At 61.6% G+C, this 18915-nt stretch carries 20 protein-coding genes and 1 tRNA gene; 11 read left to right on the top strand and 10 right to left on the bottom strand.

The genetic code is table 11. The features are described from left to right. Nucleotides 1–13: 13 nt before the first annotated feature. The 4 genes from AC07SI_RS29255 to AC07SI_RS29240 form a co-directional block, all read right to left on the bottom strand. Nucleotides 14–418, bottom strand: coding sequence for an META domain-containing protein (locus tag AC07SI_RS29255; protein WP_065907455.1), 405 nt, complete (start codon nt 416–418; stop codon nt 14–16). After that, complete coding sequence (locus tag AC07SI_RS29250) at nt 415–855, bottom strand: hypothetical protein (protein ID WP_495007038.1); 441 nt, start codon at nt 853–855, stop codon at nt 415–417. The genes AC07SI_RS29255 and AC07SI_RS29250 overlap by 4 nt, the downstream gene beginning before the upstream one ends. Nucleotides 856–926: 71 nt before the next feature. After that, nucleotides 927–1916, bottom strand: a complete 990-nt coding sequence (locus tag AC07SI_RS29245; protein WP_201145152.1) for a 2-hydroxyacid dehydrogenase — start codon at nt 1914–1916, stop codon at nt 927–929. Between the two features lie 144 nt (nt 1917–2060). Then, a complete protein-coding gene (locus AC07SI_RS29240) occupies nt 2061–4814 on the bottom strand; it encodes a response regulator (RefSeq protein ID WP_106803445.1) in 2754 nt (917 codons plus the stop codon). Nucleotides 4815–5019: 205 nt separating this feature from the next. Here AC07SI_RS29240 and AC07SI_RS29235 point away from each other — a divergent pair, with 205 nt between their 5' ends. Together AC07SI_RS29235 and AC07SI_RS29230 are read left to right on the top strand one after the other, a co-directional pair. Then, the gene (locus tag AC07SI_RS29235; RefSeq protein ID WP_201145150.1) at nt 5020–5748 is read left to right on the top strand and encodes a response regulator transcription factor; all 729 of its coding nucleotides are present in this window, start codon (nt 5020–5022) and stop codon (nt 5746–5748) included. After that, nucleotides 5735–7105 carry a sensor histidine kinase gene (locus AC07SI_RS29230; protein ID WP_065907445.1) on the top strand — a complete coding sequence of 457 codons (1371 nt, stop codon included), beginning with the start codon at nt 5735–5737 and terminating at the stop codon, nt 7103–7105. The genes AC07SI_RS29235 and AC07SI_RS29230 overlap by 14 nt, the downstream gene beginning before the upstream one ends. A 3-nt stretch (nt 7106–7108) precedes the next feature. Here the strand turns inward: AC07SI_RS29230 and AC07SI_RS29225 are convergent, their stop codons facing one another. Continuing rightward, a complete protein-coding gene (locus AC07SI_RS29225) occupies nt 7109–7624 on the bottom strand; it encodes a DUF2062 domain-containing protein (RefSeq protein ID WP_065907443.1) in 516 nt (171 codons plus the stop codon). A 135-nt stretch (nt 7625–7759) separates the two neighbouring features. Between AC07SI_RS29225 and AC07SI_RS29220 the strand changes: the two genes are divergently transcribed. The 8 genes from AC07SI_RS29220 to murB all read left to right on the top strand — a co-directional run bounded on the left by AC07SI_RS29220 (nt 7760) and on the right by murB (nt 14593). Next, nucleotides 7760–9985 (top strand): DNA internalization-related competence protein ComEC/Rec2, encoded by a 2226-nt coding sequence (locus AC07SI_RS29220; RefSeq protein WP_495007037.1) that lies wholly within the window; start codon nt 7760–7762, stop codon nt 9983–9985. A gap of 87 nt (nt 9986–10072) precedes the next feature. Further along, nucleotides 10073–10708, top strand: a complete 636-nt coding sequence (locus AC07SI_RS29215; RefSeq protein WP_065907440.1) for a MotA/TolQ/ExbB proton channel family protein — start codon at nt 10073–10075, stop codon at nt 10706–10708. Beyond that, nucleotides 10705–11133 (top strand): ExbD/TolR family protein, encoded by a 429-nt coding sequence (locus AC07SI_RS29210; protein WP_065907438.1) that lies wholly within the window; start codon nt 10705–10707, stop codon nt 11131–11133. Before AC07SI_RS29215 ends, AC07SI_RS29210 begins: the two co-directional genes overlap by 4 nt. After that, a complete protein-coding gene (gene lpxK / locus AC07SI_RS29205) occupies nt 11133–12143 on the top strand; it encodes a tetraacyldisaccharide 4'-kinase (protein WP_065907436.1) in 1011 nt (336 codons plus the stop codon). Before AC07SI_RS29210 ends, lpxK begins: the two co-directional genes overlap by 1 nt. A 23-nt stretch (nt 12144–12166) precedes the next feature. After that, nucleotides 12167–12352: a Trm112 family protein gene (locus tag AC07SI_RS29200; RefSeq protein ID WP_003174668.1), complete on the top strand. Its 186-nt coding sequence runs from the start codon at nt 12167–12169 to the stop codon at nt 12350–12352. Further along, on the top strand, nt 12349–13113 hold the full coding sequence (gene kdsB / locus AC07SI_RS29195) for a 3-deoxy-manno-octulosonate cytidylyltransferase (RefSeq protein ID WP_495007036.1): 765 nt from the start codon (nt 12349–12351) through the stop codon (nt 13111–13113). The genes AC07SI_RS29200 and kdsB overlap by 4 nt, the downstream gene beginning before the upstream one ends. Further along, nucleotides 13113–13577 (top strand): low molecular weight protein-tyrosine-phosphatase, encoded by a 465-nt coding sequence (locus AC07SI_RS29190; RefSeq protein ID WP_106803449.1) that lies wholly within the window; start codon nt 13113–13115, stop codon nt 13575–13577. The genes kdsB and AC07SI_RS29190 overlap by 1 nt, the downstream gene beginning before the upstream one ends. Further along, on the top strand, nt 13574–14593 hold the full coding sequence (gene murB / locus AC07SI_RS29185; protein ID WP_495007035.1) for a UDP-N-acetylmuramate dehydrogenase: 1020 nt from the start codon (nt 13574–13576) through the stop codon (nt 14591–14593). Before AC07SI_RS29190 ends, murB begins: the two co-directional genes overlap by 4 nt. A gap of 63 nt (nt 14594–14656) precedes the next feature. Here murB and AC07SI_RS29180 read toward each other — a convergent pair whose 3' ends face one another. Further along, the gene (locus AC07SI_RS29180; RefSeq protein WP_065907428.1) at nt 14657–15328 is read right to left on the bottom strand and encodes a Bax inhibitor-1/YccA family protein; all 672 of its coding nucleotides are present in this window, start codon (nt 15326–15328) and stop codon (nt 14657–14659) included. Nucleotides 15329–15480: 152 nt separating this feature from the next. Here AC07SI_RS29180 and AC07SI_RS29175 point away from each other — a divergent pair. Then, nucleotides 15481–15571, top strand: a tRNA-Ser gene (locus AC07SI_RS29175). Between the two features lie 168 nt (nt 15572–15739). On the opposite strand, the gene AC07SI_RS29170 is transcribed toward AC07SI_RS29175, so the two are convergent. The 4 genes from AC07SI_RS29170 to AC07SI_RS29155 form a co-directional block, all read right to left on the bottom strand. Beyond that, the gene (locus tag AC07SI_RS29170) at nt 15740–15979 is read right to left on the bottom strand and encodes a helix-hairpin-helix domain-containing protein (protein ID WP_120448954.1); all 240 of its coding nucleotides are present in this window, start codon (nt 15977–15979) and stop codon (nt 15740–15742) included. Between the two features lie 273 nt (nt 15980–16252). Then, on the bottom strand, nt 16253–16687 hold the full coding sequence (locus AC07SI_RS29165) for a hypothetical protein (RefSeq protein WP_201145132.1): 435 nt from the start codon (nt 16685–16687) through the stop codon (nt 16253–16255). Between the two features lie 149 nt (nt 16688–16836). Beyond that, entirely contained in the window at nt 16837–17394 is a 558-nt protein-coding gene (locus tag AC07SI_RS29160) for a hypothetical protein (protein WP_201145130.1), read from the bottom strand. A gap of 305 nt (nt 17395–17699) precedes the next feature. Beyond that, nucleotides 17700–18083 carry a DUF1090 family protein gene (locus AC07SI_RS29155; protein WP_120448952.1) on the bottom strand — a complete coding sequence of 128 codons (384 nt, stop codon included), beginning with the start codon at nt 18081–18083 and terminating at the stop codon, nt 17700–17702. Nucleotides 18084–18915: the final 832 nt, after the last annotated feature.

Here is an 18915-nt window from a genome sequence, read left to right as displayed (position 1 = left end):
TGGATGGAGTGGGTCAGCCTTCTTCCAGCCAGAGGCGGATGGGCTGGCCCTCGGCTGGCCAGAAGCGCGTCTGTTCGATCGGCGAGATGTCCCAGCGCTGCACCCCTTGCAGGGCCTGGAAGAAGCGGTGTTCCTGCTCCATCAGGGCCTCGGCGCAGAGTTTGCGGGTGCTGCCGATCTTGCCGAAGCTGAGCTTGTCGCCGTCGACGGTGTACGGCGCAAACCAGTGGTTGCAACCGCCATTGCCGTAGGCGCGCCCGTCGGCACCGAGGGTGACGGTCAGGTGCGCGTAATCCATCAGCGGCCGCTCACCAATCCACTCCACTACGTAGCTGTGATCCTGCTTGAGCCGGACCGCGTCACCGGCGCAACCCGTCAGGGCCGCACCGAGGGCGGCGAGCAGAAGCAGGCCTTTCATTGCGCGGCCTGCTGGCATTTCGGGCAGCGGTGTTTGTCGCCCTCGCTGGCCCAACCCAGTTCCTTGACACGCGCATTGGCGGCCGGTTGCAGCGGCTCTTTGGTCAGCTTGGTTTCCACCGCGAATTCAAACTCCAGCACGGCGTCGCAGCTGTCGCAGTTGACCTTCCAGGTGTGAATTTCCAGTTCGCCGAATTTCGGCCCCTGGGCCATGGCGACCCACTGGCCTGCCGGGCGGATGGAGTAGCGCGCGTCACCTTCGACGGTCAGGCGCATCGACAGGGTTTTGCTGCCTCGCAGGGTGACGATCAGCACGTCGCCGTGCTTGATCGAGCCACCGTTGCCGGTGACCTGGTAACGGCCCGGCACCAGGGCGCGGCATTCGATCAGGGTGTGTTGCGGGCTCAGCAAGCTGAAGCGGAAATCGTGTTCGGCCATGGATCCTCCAAATAGGCGCGGCATCCTATCACGGGTGCCTGCCGATCATGCGCCTGGTATATGACCGCTGATCATCCTTCGACGCGGTTCTGGGCGCGGCCATCGGCCCACGCTGCAATGTTCGCCAGGGTCGTGCCAGCAATCGCCGCCAGGGCCTCGCGGGTGAGGAAAGCCTGGTGCGCGGTGATGATCACGTTGGGGAAGGTCAGCAGGCGCGCGAGTACATCGTCCTGCAGCGGCAGGTCGGAGCGGTCCTCGAAAAACAGCTGGGCTTCTTCCTCATACACATCCAGGCCGAGGTAGCCGAGCTGGCCGTCCTTGAGCGCCTCGATCAGTGCTGGCGTGTCGACCAGGCCACCGCGACCGGTGTTGATCAGCATCGCGCCGGGTTGCATCTGTGCCAGCGAACGCGCGTTGATCAGGTGTTTGCTGTCGGCAGTCAACGGGCAGTGCAGGCTGATGATCTGCGCTTCGGCGAGCAGTTCGGGCAGGCTCACGTAGCGGGCGCCGAGGGCCTCGACCTGCGGGTTGGGGAAGGGGTCGTAGGCGAGCAACTGGCAACCGAAGCCGGCCATGATCTTGGCGAACGTGGCGCCGATCTGCCCTGTGCCGACCACACCGACGGTCTTGCCCACCAGGTCGAAACCCGTCAGGCCGTGCAAGCTGAAATCGCCATCGCGGGTGCGGTTATAGGCGCGGTGCAGGCGGCGATTGAGCGCGAGGATCAACGCCACTGCATGTTCGGCCACCGCATGGGGCGAGTAGGCGGGCACACGCACGATGGTCAGGCCCAGGCGCTGGGCGGCCGGCAGGTCCACATGGTTATAGCCGGCCGACCGCAGGGCGATCAGCCGTGTGCCGCCCTGGGCCAATTGCTCCAGCACCGGCGCGCTGAGGTCGTCATTGATAAACGCGCAGACCACTTCGTGATGTTCGGCCAGGGCCACGGTGTCGAGGTTGAGCCGGGCGGGTTGGAACTGCAGCTCCAGGCCATCGGGCAAGGGCTCGCCGAGAAAGCTGTCGCGGTCGTAGGTTTGGCTGCTGAAAAGAATCACGCGCATTGAATAGCTCCCTGCGATCGTAGAATGGTTGCGTTGCTCGTAGGCGCGACTTGCTGCAGCAAGTGTGTTGCAGAGGGGGTGTCGTGGCGAGCAAGCGCTCTCGCCACCTCCCTTGTCACAGCAATCGCGCTCCTACAGCGGTGTTCAGGCGCTGACCCGCGCTTCACTGGCGAGCCGGGCGATCGCCATGTCCAGTTCGTCCAGCGCGTGCATGGCTTTGGCGTCGTCCTGCTTGAGCAGGGTTTCGGCACGTTGGCAGGCCGCGCGCAGCTGTGGCACGCCACAATAGCGAGTGGCGCCATGCAGGCGGTGGACGCGTTCGATCAGGGCGTTGTTGTCATTGGCATCACGGGCGACGTTGATAGCCAGGCGGTCGGCTTCCAGCGACGCCAGCAGCATGGCGAGCATGTCGGCGGCGAGGTCGGTCTTGCCGGCGGCCAGGCGCAGGCCCTCTTCGTGGTCCAGCACCGGCAGTTGCTCGCGAGGGCCGAGGCCATCGGCGCTGCGTTCCGGGCCCTGGTTGCGCAGGGCCAGGCCGGTCCATTTCAACACCACCTGCGCCAGTTGCCGCTCGCTGATGGGTTTGGTCAGGTAATCGTCCATGCCACTTTGCAGCAGCGCGCGTTTTTCGTTGGCCATGGCGTGGGCGGTGAGGGCGACCACCGGCAACGGCGTACCGTGCCGCTCGCTTTCCCACTGGCGAATCGCCTCGGTACTCTGGCGACCGTCCATGCCGGGCATTTGCACGTCCATCAGCACCAGGTCGAAGGTGTCCTGCTTCACCGCGTCGACGGCCGCATAGCCACTTTCCACGGCGCGCACCCGTGCGCCCATGTCTTCGAGCAGGGTTTGCACCAGCAAAAGGTTGGCCGGGTTGTCATCCACACACAGCACGCGCGGTGCACGGCTGGACAACGGCTCGCCAGGTTCGCTGCGCGAAGGGCGGGGGCTGATCAGGTCGGAGAGCGCCCTGCGCAGCTTGCGCGTGCAAGCCGGCTTGGCCTGCAACTGGCTGTTGGGGTTGGGTACCGACTGGTTGAACAGCATCTGCTCGGTGGTCGGGCACAGCACCAGCACTTTGCAGCCCAGGTGTTCGAGGTCCCACAGGTGTTGGTTGAGGCGTTCCGGCGGAATGTCATTGGCGGTCACGCCGAGCACCGCAAGATCGATGGCCTGTTCGGTCTGATGCGCGCTGGTGATGCCGTTGGTCAGGCTTTCGAGGCTGTTGAACGGCGTGACCTGCAGGCCACAGTCTTCGAGTTGGTGCTGCAAGGCCTGACGCGCGAGTTCGTGGTTTTCGAGGACAGCCACGCGATGGCCCAGCAGCGGCGCACACGGCAGGTCTTCGACATCGTCGCGGGTCTTGGGCAGGTTGAGGCTGATCCAGAATTCCGAGCCTTCGCCGGGCGTACTGTCGACGCCGATTTCACCGCCCATCTGCTCGATCAGGCGCTTGGAAATCACCAGGCCCAACCCGGTACCACCGGGCTGGCGCGACAACGAGTTGTCGGCCTGGCTGAAGGCCTGGAACAACGCGCGCACGTCCTGGCTGGACAGGCCGATGCCGGTGTCCTGCACACTGATGCGCAGTTGCACGCTGTCTTCCTGCTCGTCCTCGATCATCGCCCGGGCGACGATGGTGCCTTCACGGGTGAACTTGATCGCGTTGCTGATCAGGTTGGTCAGGATCTGCTTGAGGCGCAGCGGGTCGCCGACCAGTGCCAGCGGGGTGTCGCGGTACACCAGGCTGACCAGTTCGAGCTGCTTGGCGTGCGCGGCGGGGGCGAGGATGGTCAGGGTGTCCTGCAGCAGGTCGCGCAGGTTGAACGGGATACTGTCGAGCACCAGCTTGCCGGCTTCGATTTTCGAGAAGTCGAGGATCTCGTTGATGATGCCCAGCAGGTTGTCGGCGGATTTTTCGATGGTGCCCAGGTAGTCCAGCTGGCGCGGGGTCAGTTCACTTTTTTGCAGCAGGTGGGTAAAACCGAGGATGCCGTTGAGCGGCGTGCGGATTTCATGGCTCATATTGGCCAGGAACTCGGACTTGATGCGGCTAGCTTCCAGCGCCTCTTTGCGCGCCAGGTCCAGCTCGATGTTCTGGATTTCAATGGTTTCCAGGTTCTGGCGCACGTCTTCAGTGGCCTGGTCGATGCTGTGTTGCAACTCTTCCCGGGCGTTCTGCAGGGTTTCGGCCATGCGGTTGATGCCCGAGGCGAGCTGGTCCAGTTCTTGGCTGCCGAGGGCGGGCAGGCGGGTTTCCAGGTTGCCGTCCTTGAGCTGGGCCACGGCTTGTTTGATCAAGCCGATCGGGGAATTGATCGTGCGGCTGATCCGCAGCGCCAGGGCCGCGGTGCAGATCAGGCCGATGGCGATCAGCAGCAGGCTGGCGAACAGACTGCGGTAGCCACGCAGCAACATGCCATTGTGGGACAGCTCCACCTCGACCCAGCCGAGCAGGCGGTCGGCTTCATCGGGAATCAGGTCGCCGGCGAGGTTGCGATGGCGGCCAAACACTGGCAGCAGGTACCGCGTGGCGTCATTGCCGGTGCGCTGCAGCAAGTGCGAGCTGTTGCCGACCGGCGGCTGGTTGAGCATGGTCGGGCCGGCGTGGGCGAGGGACGCGCGGTCGGGGGCGAGGAAGGACACGGCGCGTACGTCCGGCTGTTCCAGGGATTGCGTGGCGATGCGTTCCAGCAGGTCCGTGTTGCGCGCGCTCAAGGCGGGTGCCACCAGCGGTGCCAGCTGCTCGGCGATCATTTCGCCGCGCTGCAGCAATTGCGACTGCAGTTCCGAGAGCTGCATCCAGGTGAAATAGCCCCCCAGCAAAGAGGCCATCAGGCTGGTCGGTAATAAGGTCAGCAACAGTACGCGGCCCTTTATCCCCATTCTTCTAAGCACGCCACTCTCCTGCTACCACAGTGTTATCGAATTTCTGCACGGGCATCCGGCCCGCACCACCTGCGCAGTGTAGCCATTTGCACGGCGAGGAATCTTGCAAATTAATGACATACGGCAATCTTCGCGCCATTTGGCGCCGGGTGGCGATTGCCTGGCGCGGGGTAATCTTGAATAATCAGTCATTGAGAATGACTTGCAGACGCTAATGAATCCCGCAGCAGTTGGCCTACCCAGTATCCTGACCATCGAAGACGATCCCGTGCTCGGCGCCTACGTGCATGAGCACCTGGGCCGCTGTGGTTTCCAGGTCACCTGGTGCCAGAACGGCCAGCAAGGCCTGCAGATGGCCCGCGACCAGGCGTTCGACGTGGTGTTAATGGATATCCTGCTGCCCGGGCTGGATGGCCTGTCGATCCTGACCCATCTGCGCCAGAGCCATTCGATCCCGGTGATCCTGATGTCGGCCCTGGGCGCCGAAGCCGACCGCGTCAGTGGTTTTCGCCTGGGCGCCGACGATTACTTGCCCAAGCCGTTCAGCATGATCGAACTGCGCGTGCGCATCGAAGCCATCCTGCGCCGAGTGGCCCTGGATCGGCGCCCGCTGCCGAGCCTGACCCTGGCGCGCGATGACGCACGCACGCTGCGTTTTGACGATGAACTGTGCGACGTCTTCTACCAGCAACACTGGGCCGGGCTGACCCGCAGCGAATACCGCCTGCTCGAAACCCTGCACCGCAATGGCGACGAAGTGCTCAGCAAGGCCTTCCTCTACCAGCATGTGCTGCAACGTGGCTATGCGCCTCACGACCGCAGTCTCGATATGCATATCAGCCAGATCCGCCGCAAGCTCAAGGCCATCGGCTATGCCGAGCGCGAAGTGCGCACGGTGTGGGGCAAGGGTTATGTGCTGAGTGCTCTTGATGACGGACTTTGATCGTCCGTTGCAGCGGTTGCCGGGCAAGCACTCGTTATTCTGGAAGCTGGCTTGCCTGCTGATCGCCTTCTGTCTGCTGATGATCTGGCTCAGTTGGTCCTGGGGCCGCTACATGGAAGAGCAGAATGCCTATCTGGCCGAGGAACCCCGCGAAATTCTCAAGGGCTACGCGGCAGGCGCCGAGCTGGCGTGGAGCACCCAGGGACGTGCCGGGGTGGACGCGTGGTTGCAGGTCATGGCCAAGCGCGAGTCGACCTGGATCGGTGTGATCGGCAACGACTTGCAATCGCTGAGCAGCAAGCCGCTGGCGGTCAAGGAAAGCCAGCGCCTGACTTTCCTGCGTGGCCTGGAATGGCCGGTCAGCCGCCATGTCAAAGGCCTGCCCTGGTTGAAAATTCCATTTCCCGTGGACCCCAACGCCGGTTCGCTGGTGATCGAGTTGCCGCAGCGCTTCATGCCGGGGCGTTATCAACTGTTCTGGCGGGTGGTGACCAACGGTGTGATCCCCGGCCTGTTTACCTTGTTGCTGTGTGTGGGCTTGTACCGGCTGCTGATCATGCCGCTCAACCAACTGCGCGAGCAGGCCAATGCCTGGCGTGCCGATCAGTTGAATACGCGGCTGTCCCACGCGGCCACCAGCCGTCAGGATGAATTGGGCGAGCTGGGCCGGGCTTTCGACCAGATGTCCGAGCGCCTGCAAGGGACCGTGCTACTGCAGCAGCAATTGCTGCGAGACATGTCCCATGAACTGCGCACCCCGTTAAGCCGCCTGCGCGTGGCCTGTGACAGTGAGCAGGACCTGGCGCAACTGCGCGAGCGACTCGGCCGCGAGATTGACGCCATGCAGCGCCTGGTGGAAGACAGCCTGCAACTGGCCTGGCTGGACACCGAGCGGGCGCCGTTGCCGCAGGAAGACATCCAGCTCCAGGCGCTGTGGGACATGTTGCGCGAAAACGCGTGCTTTGAAAGTGACTGGTCGCCGTCGCGCCTGCCGTGTCTGCTGGGCGCCGATTGCTGGGTGCGTGGCAACCTGAATACCCTGGCCCAGGCCCTGGAAAATATCCTGCGCAATGCCATCCGGCATTCGCCAGTGGACGGTATCGTCAGCCTGGACGGGCAGCGTGATGGCGAGTACTGGCACCTTTGGCTGGAAGATCAGGGCGGGGGGATCGACGAGCAGGACCTGGAGCGAATCTTCGCGCCCTTTACCCGCCTGGACGGTTCACGCCCCGGCGACGGTGGCTTCGGCCTGGGCTTGAGCATCGCGCGCAACGCCGTACAGCGCCAGGAAGGCAGCCTGTGGGCGGAAAACACCGGCAGCGGCCTGCGCGTGCACCTGCGTCTGCGGGCGCGCTGACCCTCACGCGCGACGCTGTTTGCGTTTCTTCCATTGGTGCGCCACCCACCAACGCCAATAGAGCATGGTCAGGCAATAGGCCAGCGCCCCCAACACCAGCCCCAATACCACCGAACCCAGCAGGAAGGGCTGCCACAAGGTACTCAGTTGGCTGCTGATCCATTCCCAGGTGAGGTCATCGGGCAGGCTGCGTGGCGGTACATTCATCAGCCACGCGCCGGTCAGGTAGGTGCAGATAAACACCACCGGCATGGTGATCGGGTTGGTCAGCCACACCAGGCTGACGGCGATGGGCATATTGCCGCGCACCGTAATCGCCAGGATGGCCGCGAGCAGCATCTGCAACGGGATCGGGATAAAGGCCGCGAACAGGCCGACCGCCATGGCCCGGGCCACCGAGTGCCGGTTCAGGTGCCAGAGGTTCGGGTCATGCAGCAGCGTGCCGAGAAACTGTAATGACTTGTGTTCCCTGATACTGGTCGGGTCGGGCATGTACCGTTTGAATAAGCGCCGGGGCATAAGGGGTCCAGGTCAGTTCGAGGGGCAAGTATGCCCGCATTCTATAAACAGAAAATTCAGACTTTGTGACAAAACATCATAGGCGCTGCCCGGCAACCCGCTAAGACTGAGTGGATCACTTGCAAAGGATGATTCATGAAGACAGGGATGTTTGCGCTGGCGCTGGGGTTACTGGCCTTGCGTTGGTTACCGGCGCTGCCGTCGACGGGGTGGCTGGTGATGCTGCTGGTGGTGGCGCTGATGCTGTTGCCGTTTCGCACCTACCCGCTGGCGTTCTTGCTGTTCGGTTTGAGCTGGGCTTGCCTCAGCGCGCAATTGGCCCTGGATGATCGTCTCGATCCGGCGCTGGACGGCCAGACCCGCTGGGTCGAAGGGCGGGTCACCGGGTTACCGCAACGAACAGGCGAGGGCGTACGTTTTGAACTGACCGACAGCCGCTCGCGAAAGGCGCGGCTGCCCAAGCGTATTCGCGTGTCCTGGCGGGGCGGGCCCGAGGTGCGCAGTGGCGAGCGCTGGCGCTTGGCAGTCAGCCTCAAGCGGCCCTCGGGCCTGCTGAATTTTCATGGGTTCGATCAAGAGGCCTGGCTGTTGGCCCAGCGCATCGGTGCCACCGCGTCGGTGAAGGACGGCGAGCGCCTGGCGCCGGCGCGCAATGCCTGGCGCGACAGCGTGCGCCAACGCCTGATCGCGGTGGATGCCCAAGGTCGCGAGTCGGGCCTGGCTGCGTTGGTGCTGGGCGACGGTTCGGGGTTGGCGGCCGAAGATTGGCAGGTCTTGCAGGCTACTGGCACCGTGCACTTGCTGGTGATTTCCGGCCAGCATATCGGCCTGCTGGCGGGGCTGGTCTACGGACTGATCGCCGGGTTGGCGCGCTACGGGTGCTGGCCGCGCGCCTGGCCGTGGCTGCCATGGGCGTGCGGCCTGGCATTCGGCGCAGCCCTGGGGTACGGCCTGTTGGCAGGGTTCGGCGTGCCGGTCCAGCGTGCGTGTGTGATGGTCGGATTGGTGCTGGTGTGGCGTTTGCGCTTTCGTCACCTGGGGGTGTGGTGGCCATTGTTGCTGGCGCTTAATGGCGTGCTGATCCTGGAACCATTGGCCAGTTTGCAGCCAGGCTTCTGGTTGTCCTTTGCCGCGGTGGCGGTGCTGATCCTGGCCTTCGCCGGGCGGCTGGGGCCCTGGAGTGTGTGGCAGGCATGGACCCGACCGCAGTGGCTGATCGCCATCGGCCTGTTTCCGGTATTGCTGGTGCTGGGGTTGCCGATCAGCCTGAGTGCGCCGTTGGCCAATCTGGTGGCGGTGCCCTGGATCAGCCTGGTGGTATTGCCGCTGGCCTTGCTGGGGACTGCCTTGCTGCCGTTGCCGTGGTTGGGGGAGAGCCTGTTGTGGCTGGCCGGCGGTGCATTGGCCGGGCTGTTCGAGGGCCTGGCCTGGCTCGCCGGACTGCTGCCGGCGTGGGTCCCGGCCGAGGTGCCGCTGGGTTACTGGTGGTTGAGCCTGCTGGGCACGGTGCTGCTGTTGTTGCCCAACGGTGTGCCGTTGCGCCTGCTGGGGTTGCCGATGCTGCTGCTTGCCGTCTTTCCGCCGCAGGAGCGGGTGCCCCATGGGCAGGTGGACGTGGTTCAGCTGGATGTCGGGCAGGGGCAATCCCTGATCCTGCGAACCCGCCATCACACTTTGCTCTACGATGCCGGCCCGCGTACCGGAACATTTGACCTCGGCGCGCGGGTGGTGCTGCCGTCGCTGCGAAAGTTCGGGGTCGACAGGCTCGACATGATGTTGCTCAGCCATGCCGATGCGGATCACGCGGGTGGCGCGGCGGCGATTGCCAGGGGCATGCCGATCCAGCGTGTGGTGGGCGGTGAAGTCGAAGGCCTGCCGGCGTTCCTCGGCACCCAGCCTTGCGTCAGCGGTGAGCAATGGCAGTGGGACGGTGTTTCATTCGAGCTGTGGCAATGGCCAGGCGCCGACAACGGTAATGCGAAGTCCTGCGTGCTGCAGGTGCAGGCGAATGGCGAGCGCCTGTTGCTCACCGGCGACATTGATCGCGCCGCCGAACAGGCTTTCCTGGCTTCGCCGCTGGCCGTGCCGACCGATTGGCTGCAAGCGCCCCACCATGGCAGCCGCAGTTCGTCTTCGAAGGCCTTCCTGCAACGATTGGCACCCGGTTCGGTGCTGATATCGCGGGGGCGTGGCAACGCGTTCGGCCATCCCCATCCGCAGGTGCTGCAGCGCTATCAGGCGCTGGGCAGCCAGGTCTACGACAGTGCCGAGCAGGGGGCCGTGCGCCTGCAGCTGGGGGCCTTTGCAGCACCGGTTGTTGCGCGCAGTCAACGCCGGTTCTGGCGCGAGTGGTTACCCTGATCGTACCGTCGACCGCTGCATGGCCGGCGGACCCCGCCGGCGAACCTATATGGTAAAGTGGCGCACTTTTTCGAGGGGACATTCACTGTGTGGGAATTGGTCAAATCCGGCGGCTGGATGATGTTGCCGATCATCATGAGTTCCATCGCCGCACTCGGCATCGTCGCCGAACGCCTGTGGACCCTGCGCGCCAGTCGCGTCACCCCCGAGCATCTGCTGGGGCAGGTCTGGGGCTGGATCAAGAACAAACAGTTGGACAAGGACAAGCTCAAGGAACTGCGGGCCAACTCGCCGCTGGGTGAGATCCTCGCCGCGGGCCTGGCCAACTCCAAGCATGGTCGCGAGATCATGAAGGAGTGCATCGAGGAAGCCGCGGCCCGCGTCATCCATGAACTGGAACGCTATATCAACGCCCTCGGCACCATCGCTGCCATGGCGCCGTTGTTGGGGCTGCTGGGCACGGTATTGGGCATGATCGATATTTTCAGCTCGTTCATGGGCTCGGGCATGACCACCAACGCCGCGGTGCTGGCCGGTGGTATTTCCAAGGCCTTGATCACCACGGCCGCAGGCCTGATGGTCGGTATTCCTTCGGTGTTCTTCCATCGCTTCCTGCAACGCCGCATCGATGAACTGGTGGTTGGCATGGAGCAGGAAGCCATCAAGTTGGTGGAAGTGGTGCAGGGCGACCGTGATGTGGACCTGGTCGAGGGCAGAGCGTGAAATTTCGCCGCAAGCAACGGGAAAATGTCGATATCAACCTCGCGTCGCTGATCGACGTGGTGTTCATCCTGCTGCTGTTTTTTGTCGTCACCACCACGTTCACCCGACAAACCCAGCTGCGTGTCGACTTGCCGGAAGCCGTGAGCGGTTCGCCTGCCGAAGACCAGCAAGTCAAGCAACTCGACATCGCCATCAGCGCCGACGGGGTGTTCTCGGTGAATAACCAGTTGCTCGAGAAAAACGACCTCAATAGCCTGATGGACGCGCTGCAGAAGGAATCCGGCGGTGATACCAAGATGCCGCTGTCGATCAGTGCAGACGGCAAGACCCAGCACCAGGCCGTGATCACCGCCATGGACGCGGCCGGCAAGCTCGGCTTCAGCCATCTGCGCATGACCACTGTCGAGGCGGCGAGCCAACCCTGATGGCCATGTCCGATCGTTTGCTCAAGGCCTGGTACACCGGCCATCCGGCGCTCGCCTTGTTGCGGCCGCTGGAATCCCTGTATCGCCGCGTGGTGCAGCGCAAGCGTGCGCGATTCCTGGCGGGCGAGGGTGAGATCTACCAGTCGCCTGTGCCGGTGGTGGTGGTCGGCAATATCACCGTGGGTGGCACCGGCAAGACGCCGTTGATCCTGTGGCTGATCGAACACTGCCGGCGCAGCGGTTTGCGCGTTGGCGTGGTCAGTCGTGGGTATGGTGCCAAGCCGCCGCAGCTACCGTGGCGGGTCGAGGCCAGCCACAGCGCCGACGTGGCCGGTGATGAGCCGCTATTGATCGTGCAGCGCTGCGGTGTCCCATTGATGATCGACCCCGACCGCAGTCGCGCGGTCCGGGCCCTGCTGGCGAGTGAAACCCTGGACCTGATCCTCTCCGACGACGGCCTGCAGCATTACCGCCTGGCCCGTGACCTGGAACTGGTACTGATCGACGCCGCCCGTGGCCTGGGCAATCGCCGCTGCCTGCCGGCCGGACCGTTGCGCGAGCCGGTGGAGCGCCTGCAGAGTGTCGATGCGTTGCTGTACAACGGCGCCGTCTCGGACCGTGAGGACGGCTTCGCCTTTCGCCTGCAACCCAGCGCATTGGTCAACCTGCAGAGCGGCGAGCGCCAGCCGGTCGATTACTTCCCGGCGGGCCAGCAGGTGCACGCGGTCGCCGGCATCGGCAACCCGCAACGTTTCTTCAATACCCTTGAAACGCTACACTGGCAACCCATACCCCATGCTTTTGCCGACCACGCGCCCTACAGCGCCGAGGTCCTGAACTTTACGCCGTCATTGCCGCTGGTCATGACCGAGAAGGACGCGGTGAAGTGCCGCGCCTTTGCCCGGCCAGACTGGTGGTACCTTGCAGTGGATGCCGTGCCGTCGCCAGCGTTCGTCGCCTGGTTCGATACGCAGTTGATGCGTCTGCTGCCCGCTCGTCTCTTGCCTTAAACGCTGCTATCCAGGAAACACTCATGGACACCAAATTGCTCGACATCCTCGCTTGCCCGATCTGCAAAGGCCCGCTCAAGCTCAGCGCCGACAAAACCGAGCTGATCAGCAAAGGCGCCGGCCTGGCTTACCCGATCCGTGATGGCATCCCGGTGATGCTGGAAAGCGAAGCCCGCACCCTGACTACCGACGAGCGCCTGGATAAATGACCACAGCCTTTACCGTTGTCATTCCGTCGCGCTACGCCTCGACCCGTCTGCCGGGCAAACCGCTGCAGCTGATCGGTCACAAGCCGATGATCCAGCTGGTGTGGGAACAGGCCTGCAAGAGCAGCGCCGAGCGCGTGGTGGTGGCTACCGATGATCCACGCATCATCGACGCCTGCAAGGGTTTCGGCGCCGAAGCGGTGCTGACCCGCGAGGACCACAACTCCGGCACCGACCGCCTGGCTGAAGTGGCCACCCAGCTGGGCCTGGCCCCGGATGCGATCGTGGTCAACGTGCAGGGTGACGAGCCGCTGATCCCGCCGAGCGTGATCGATCAGGTGGCCGCCAACCTGGCCGCCCATGGCGAAGCGCGCATGGCCACGCTGGCCGAGCCGATCGAAGACATCGACACACTGTTCAACCCCAATGTGGTCAAGGTGGTCAGTGACATCAATGGCCTGGCGCTGACGTTCAGCCGTTCGACCTTGCCGTGGGCCCGCGATGCCTTTGCCAAGCAGCCTGGCGTGTTGCCGCAAGGCGTGCCGTATCGCCGCCATATTGGCATCTACGCCTATCGCGCCGGCTTCCTGCATGACTTCGTCAGCTGGGGCCCGTGCTGGCTGGAAAACACCGAATCGCTGGAACAACTGCGTGCCCTGTGGCACGGCGTGCGTATCCACGTGGGCGATGCCCTGGAAGCGCCTCCTGCCGGCGTCGATACCCCGGAAGACCTTGAGCGCGTCCGGCGCCTGCTGGGGGCTTGATGGAAGTTCTGTTTGTCTGCCTGGGCAATATCTGCCGCTCGCCGACTGCCGAAGGTGTGCTGCGCCATAAATTGCGCGAAGCCGGGCTGGCGGGGCAGGTGGAAGTCGCCTCGGCCGGTACCGGTGAATGGCATATCGGCAACCCGCCCGACCAGCGCAGCCAGCGTGCAGCGTTGGTTCGCGGCTACGACCTGTCGGCGCAACGTGCCCAGCAGGTATCACGTGCCGACTTTGCGCGCTATGACCTGATCCTCGCGATGGACAACAGCAACCTGCGCAACCTCAAGGCCCTGCAGCCAGCGCAGGGCAAGGCCGAGCTGGACCTGTTCCTGCGCCGCTTTGAGGCTGAAGTCGACGAAGTGCCGGACCCTTACTACGAAGGCGAACAAGGCTTCGAGCGGGTGCTGGACCTGATCGAGCGCGCCTGTGACTTATTGGTGATCGAATTGAAGGGGCGGTTATGACCTTGCAGGTGCTTGCGCAGGTATCGCTCAAGCCATTCAACAGCTTTGGCATCGATGTGCGTGCCCAGCTGTTCGCCGAAGCGCACAGCGATGACGACGTGCGCGAGGCCCTGGCCTACGGCGCCGCGAATGCATTGCCGGTGCTGGTCATCGGTGGCGGCAGCAACCTGCTGCTGACCCAGGATATTCCTGCACTGGTCCTGCGTATGGCCACCCAAGGCATCCGCGTGCTCAGCGATGACGGCGTGCAGGTGGTGGTTGAAGCCGAAGCGGGCGAAGCCTGGCACCCATTCGTGCTGTGGACCCTGGCGCAGGGCTTCTGCGGCCTGGAAAACCTCAGCCTGATCCCTGGTACGGTGGGCGCTGCCCCCATGCAGAACATCGGTGCCTACGGTGTAGAGATCAAGGACGTATTCGCCGGCCTGACTGCCCTGGACCGGCACACGGGCGAGCTGCGCGATTTCAGCCTGCCAGAGTGCAATTTTGCCTACCGCGACAGCCTGTTCAAGCACGAGACCGGGCGCTGGCTGATCCTGCGGGTGCGCTTTGCCCTGAGTCGCGCCAGCCACCTCAAGCTCGACTACGGCCCGGTGCAGCAGCGCCTGGCCGGGCAGGGCATCACCGAGGCGACGCCAAGTGATGTCAGCCGGGCAATCTGCAGCATTCGTCGCGAGAAACTGCCGGACCCGGCGGAGCTTGGCAATGCCGGCAGCTTCTTCAAGAACCCGTTGGTGTCCCAGGCGCTGGCTGCGCAACTGCAGGAGCTGTACCCGGACCTGGTGGCGTATCCCCAGGCCGATGGGCAGATGAAACTCGCCGCCGGCTGGCTGATCGACAAGGCAGGCTGGAAGGGCTTTCGCGAAGGCGATGCGGGCGTGCACAAGTTGCAGGCGCTGGTGCTGGTCAACTATGGCGCTGCGTCAGGGCACGACATTGCCAACCTTGCCAGGCGTATCCAGCAGGATATCGCCGAGCGCTTCAAGGTCGACCTGGAAATGGAACCCAACCAGTATTGAACCGCTGAAAACAAAAATGCCCCGTATCTTTCGATACGGGGCATTTTTTATTGCGCGGATGAATCAGTCATCGCGGCTCATGATGCCGAAGATCTGCAACAGGCTGATAAACAGGTTGTAGATCGACACATACAGGCTGATGGTCGCCATGATGTAGTTGCGCTCACCGCCGTGGATGATGGCGCTGGTCTGGAACAGGATGCACACCGAGGAGAACAGCACAAAACCTGCGCTGATCGCCAGTTGCAGGCCGCTGATCTGGAAGAACATGCTGGCGAGCACGGCCGCCAGCAGCACGAAGAAGCCCGCGGTGATGAAGCCACCCAGGAAGCTCATGTCCTTGCGGGTAATCAGCACGTAGGCCGACAGACCACCAAACACCAGGGCCGTCATGGCAAACGCCGAGCTGACCACTTCCGCGCCGCCGGCCATGCCGAGGTAACGGTTGAGGATCGGGCCGAGGATAAAGCCCATGAAACCGGTCAAGGCAAACGCCGACACCAGGCCCCAGGCCGAGTCACGCAGCTTGTTGGTCAGGAAAAACAGACCGTAGAAGCCGATCAGCACGACAAAGATGTTCGGGTAGCCGACGCGCATCTGTTGAGCCACGAACGCCATCACGCCGCTGAAGGCGAGGGTGAGGGCAAGCAAGCCATAGGTGTTGCGCAACACGCGGCTGACTTCAAGCTGCTCAGCCTGCGCGTTACCATTCACTGCGTAATTCTGTTCGCGCATGGCGACACTCCTTCGGTTTTGAAACGTTCAGTCGCAAAGATCATAACAGACGCTCTGTAACAAGCGATGGCGAGAGTTTGACAGTGTGTTTCATTCGGGTATTATGGCGCCCGCTGAGACGGGATAGGCTACTATAATCCTGTGATGCACAAGGGAAATTGGCAGAGTGGTTGAATGCACCGGTCTTGAAAACCGGCGGACGTTAATAGCGTCTCCAGGGTTCGAATCCCTGGTTTCCCGCCAAGATTTACACGAAAGCCCCGCAATGCGGGGCTTTTGCGTTTCTGGCGGTTGGCGGCTCTTTTAGTTAAAGCCCCGATCGTTTGCGCATCGTCTCAGGCAGTTTCCGCAACTCGATGTCAGCGGGTCGGTTTCAGGGTCTTTCCCAACACGTCTGCACCGGGCCGGGATTTAATCTGTAGAGCTCTTCGCAAGCTCCACTGCGGCGGTGATGGCTGCTCTGGCTTGAGGGCTGTTCTTCCAGCAAGTCGAGCCTAATGCCGCGGATGCTCGAGCCAGGATGTCACCCACATCTGATTTTCGGAGTTCGGCGAGCGATTCGATACCCATTTGCTCAAGTCGAGTCATTACGGTTGGCCCTACACCTTTGAGTGCGAGCAGAGCGGTTCTTTCATCCAATGAAAACGGCACTGTAAATTCCTTTTTTACCGACGAGTCCACGTGAGTGTGCCCGACGCTAGAGAGTGCCTCAATAGGCCGGCATCCTCGTTTTAAGGAGGATGGAGTGGAATTCTGGCTTGGATACTCAGGACCTGTGGGTGGCGAAACCCAAAACGCAGTTGCAGTTATCTTCTCCACGGAAGCTTGTAAGGGCTTCATTCAGATCGACAGACTCACACTCTATAAATTGGGTGAGACGCTCAGAAGCTCGCGGTGAGCCATCTATCATTGGATGGCTCAGTTTTAAAAGCCTGGGGGGATATACCCAGGTACGTAAGGGACGTTCGTGCACTTGCCATGGAGGATGCGCCCATCCTCGATTCTAAAAAGTACGATTTTTTTGGCTTTGTTGACCGTCGCCTCAAGTTTGCAGGAAGAGCTATGTCCGACCGTTTGATAATGTTCCGTGTACACCATGCCATTGCCCGTGTGGTTCATCGAGGTTCCTGCTGCTTCAGTATTGGTCCAACTTGAGGACTTATACCAAGTCAGTACCGCTAGCGCCTCGCCGTTCGGGCCTGTTTGCTTTTTCATTGAATCGGGCTTGCCAAATAAATCCAGTGCCTCCTGGAGGTCTCGCCCTTCCCAGCGAGACTGGGCAATGGTGCTACAACCATTCAAAAGCAGTACTGATGAAATGACCACCCCTAGCAACACTGTTTTAGCCAACTTCTCCATCCCGACGCCCTCTGTCTCGCTAAAAGTAAAAAACTACATCTGATGTCTGTATTGGGGTTTAGCGGATACTTATCCATCGCGATGCCCGTTCAAGTTAACGCGCTCGCAACCCCTAAGTATCCGTCTCCGTCAGCGTGCGGATCGATTTGCTATTTATTGCCCAGTATGGAGTCCAGGTCCTCCATCATCTGACTTTTCTCGCGGATGGGCGCCAGCTTAAAGAACATCTGCTGGGTAATATTAATCATCTGCATATATTCCATCTTGCCCATCGCAATCATATCTTTGCTCTTTGGCGAGCAGACGAACTCAGCACTGCGCTGGACCCAGGGGTCTTTCACGTCCTGCCATTTTTCCGATACTTTCAAGTGCCGCAGGCTACCCATGCGCGAGACAGATTGACCATTGATAAATCGAAACTTATGCGTTGGGCACTGGACCTCCATGTTGTAGACGTCAATCATGGGCTTGCCCAGTTCTTCATAAACTAAAGTAACGGCGACTAACTGGGCTCCCTTGGTTTTTTTAGAGGGTGTCACGGAAGTTCGATCTGCGACATAGGTCACATTCTTGCCGGGCGCGCCATCCCCGTAGATGATCCACCAATCTCCGGTGGGACTTGAGTCATTGGCCCATGCGCAAGTAAACACTGATAGGAGCGCAACCAATAGGAGACGACGTTGATTGATTCCAGAATAAAAAGACATCGGTTGTTCAACTCCTTGAACTTGCGAAGTGGCTATCTAAGGGGTCAAGAAACTAGCATCATGATGGGGGCAGTAACATAGAACAGATGTGCTAGTGGCATGTTGATGCCTAGGGGTGACGGATGCGCCGATCACATCCTTTTGGCCAAGGCATCTACGCAGCCCCAGAACCCTGGCCGCCGGCAGGCGAAGTTTCCAAATCGCACTACGGCGCGCATGATCTATCGCTTCCAACAGTGCCTGGGGTGGACGGATACACATGAAAAAGCCCGCATTCGCGGGCCTTTTTCACTGCGTGTTACGGACTACTTGAACAATCCGCCAATGGCGTTGATAGCATCCGCCGCCTTGTTGACGTTCTGCTGGCGTTGCGGGTTGGTGTCGACCTGCGCCTGGGCGTTGTAGGTAGAGTTGCTGCAGCTTTTGTTGGTTTGCGTGAGCGCCGCCTGGTAAGCGGTTGCGCGCAAGGTGTCGCCCTTGGCATTGGCGGCATTGATGTTTGCCTGCAGGTCGCGAACTTGTTGCTGGCAGGAGGCACTGTTGCTGTTATTGGCGTTGACGGTGCTGTTGTTGGCACCACCGAGGGCAGACGACAGCGCACCCGTGAGGGCACTCAGGTCGGCGGCATGGGCGGGCAGGGTGAACAGGCTGAACAGGGCGGCGGCGGGTGCGAGTTTGGAAAGACGCATGGCAAACCTCAATGTTTTATTGCCTGCGCAACGTAGAAGTCCCGAGCTGGCGCAGAACAATATCCGTATAAGAGGTGCGCCCGGGCGGGAAAAATACTATTGGGTCGGTTATTGGCCTTCAACGCTGAAGTTCCATAAGTGTGAATCCTTTCACGTTGTACACGACGCATGGCTGCAGGAGTGTCATTACGCCACTATCTATAGAAGGCTCCTGTGATTGCCTTATCAAATCGGAGAAAGTTCTCCTCGCAGTGACGGAGTCGTTCGAAGTTTGATGCCTGAAAAGGGGTTCGGCTTCATCCGAGGAACCCCGGCAATTTATCTAAACCATGGCTCCCGAGCCCCGCGACGCTGAAGTGGTGTCTGCGCTCGCCCGGGGCTGGTTTGAGTCCAGCGCCACCGGGCAATCTTCAACGGGGCCTGCGGTTGGCGTGCATGTTCTTAACATCCTTTGGACCGCACTACGCGCCAGTTTGCCTGGCGGGCGTAATCGGCGCGATTCCAGGTAAACGGCAACAGCCCTCCACGCCGCACCTGCAGCAGAGTTAAAAGGCAGTGACGCACTGCTCAGCAGAAAAGCTGAGCCACCGAAAGCAAGCAAATTACCTGAACAAAGATTTGAGCTCTAATGGGGTGTTTCATCGCCGCGACCCTCCAGTACAGTTGCTGTTAAGAGAGAGATGGGTGTTGTCAATCTTCCTTGGCTCGCCAAAGTCACTCGCAACTGTTCCTCTGAGTATAGTGCCTGCGCCGAATTCTTCACGTTTGATCCCCAGGCGTACGGTTTACAACTATCTGCCTGCCCCTATTGCACTTTTTTGCATTTCTCCTA

The organism is Pseudomonas sp. GW821-FHT05D12 (genome assembly GCF_059419825.1).
The sequence above is the reverse complement of the archived record's forward strand: the minus strand, read 5'-3'. Positions and strand labels throughout refer to the sequence as shown.

Coding starts and splice junctions, on each gene's coding strand:
- AC07SI_RS29165 (WP_201145132.1), bottom strand. CDS start 16,687: ATGGAGAAGTTGGCTAAAACAGTGTTGCTAGGGGTGGTCATTTCATCA.
- AC07SI_RS29255 (WP_065907455.1), bottom strand. CDS start 418: ATGAAAGGCCTGCTTCTGCTCGCCGCCCTCGGTGCGGCCCTGACGGGT.
- AC07SI_RS29245 (WP_201145152.1), bottom strand. CDS start 1,916: ATGCGCGTGATTCTTTTCAGCAGCCAAACCTACGACCGCGACAGCTTT.
- AC07SI_RS29160 (WP_201145130.1), bottom strand. CDS start 17,394: ATGTCTTTTTATTCTGGAATCAATCAACGTCGTCTCCTATTGGTTGCG.
- kdsB (WP_495007036.1), top strand. CDS start 12,349: ATGACCACAGCCTTTACCGTTGTCATTCCGTCGCGCTACGCCTCGACC.
- murB (WP_495007035.1), top strand. CDS start 13,574: ATGACCTTGCAGGTGCTTGCGCAGGTATCGCTCAAGCCATTCAACAGC.
- AC07SI_RS29250 (WP_495007038.1), bottom strand. CDS start 855: ATGGCCGAACACGATTTCCGCTTCAGCTTGCTGAGCCCGCAACACACC.
- AC07SI_RS29200 (WP_003174668.1), top strand. CDS start 12,167: ATGGACACCAAATTGCTCGACATCCTCGCTTGCCCGATCTGCAAAGGC.
- AC07SI_RS29225 (WP_065907443.1), bottom strand. CDS start 7,624: ATGCCCCGGCGCTTATTCAAACGGTACATGCCCGACCCGACCAGTATC.
- AC07SI_RS29230 (WP_065907445.1), top strand. CDS start 5,735: ATGACGGACTTTGATCGTCCGTTGCAGCGGTTGCCGGGCAAGCACTCG.
- AC07SI_RS29180 (WP_065907428.1), bottom strand. CDS start 15,328: ATGCGCGAACAGAATTACGCAGTGAATGGTAACGCGCAGGCTGAGCAG.
- AC07SI_RS29155 (WP_120448952.1), bottom strand. CDS start 18,083: ATGCGTCTTTCCAAACTCGCACCCGCCGCCGCCCTGTTCAGCCTGTTC.
- lpxK (WP_065907436.1), top strand. CDS start 11,133: ATGGCCATGTCCGATCGTTTGCTCAAGGCCTGGTACACCGGCCATCCG.
- AC07SI_RS29220 (WP_495007037.1), top strand. CDS start 7,760: ATGAAGACAGGGATGTTTGCGCTGGCGCTGGGGTTACTGGCCTTGCGT.
- AC07SI_RS29235 (WP_201145150.1), top strand. CDS start 5,020: ATGAATCCCGCAGCAGTTGGCCTACCCAGTATCCTGACCATCGAAGAC.
- AC07SI_RS29190 (WP_106803449.1), top strand. CDS start 13,113: ATGGAAGTTCTGTTTGTCTGCCTGGGCAATATCTGCCGCTCGCCGACT.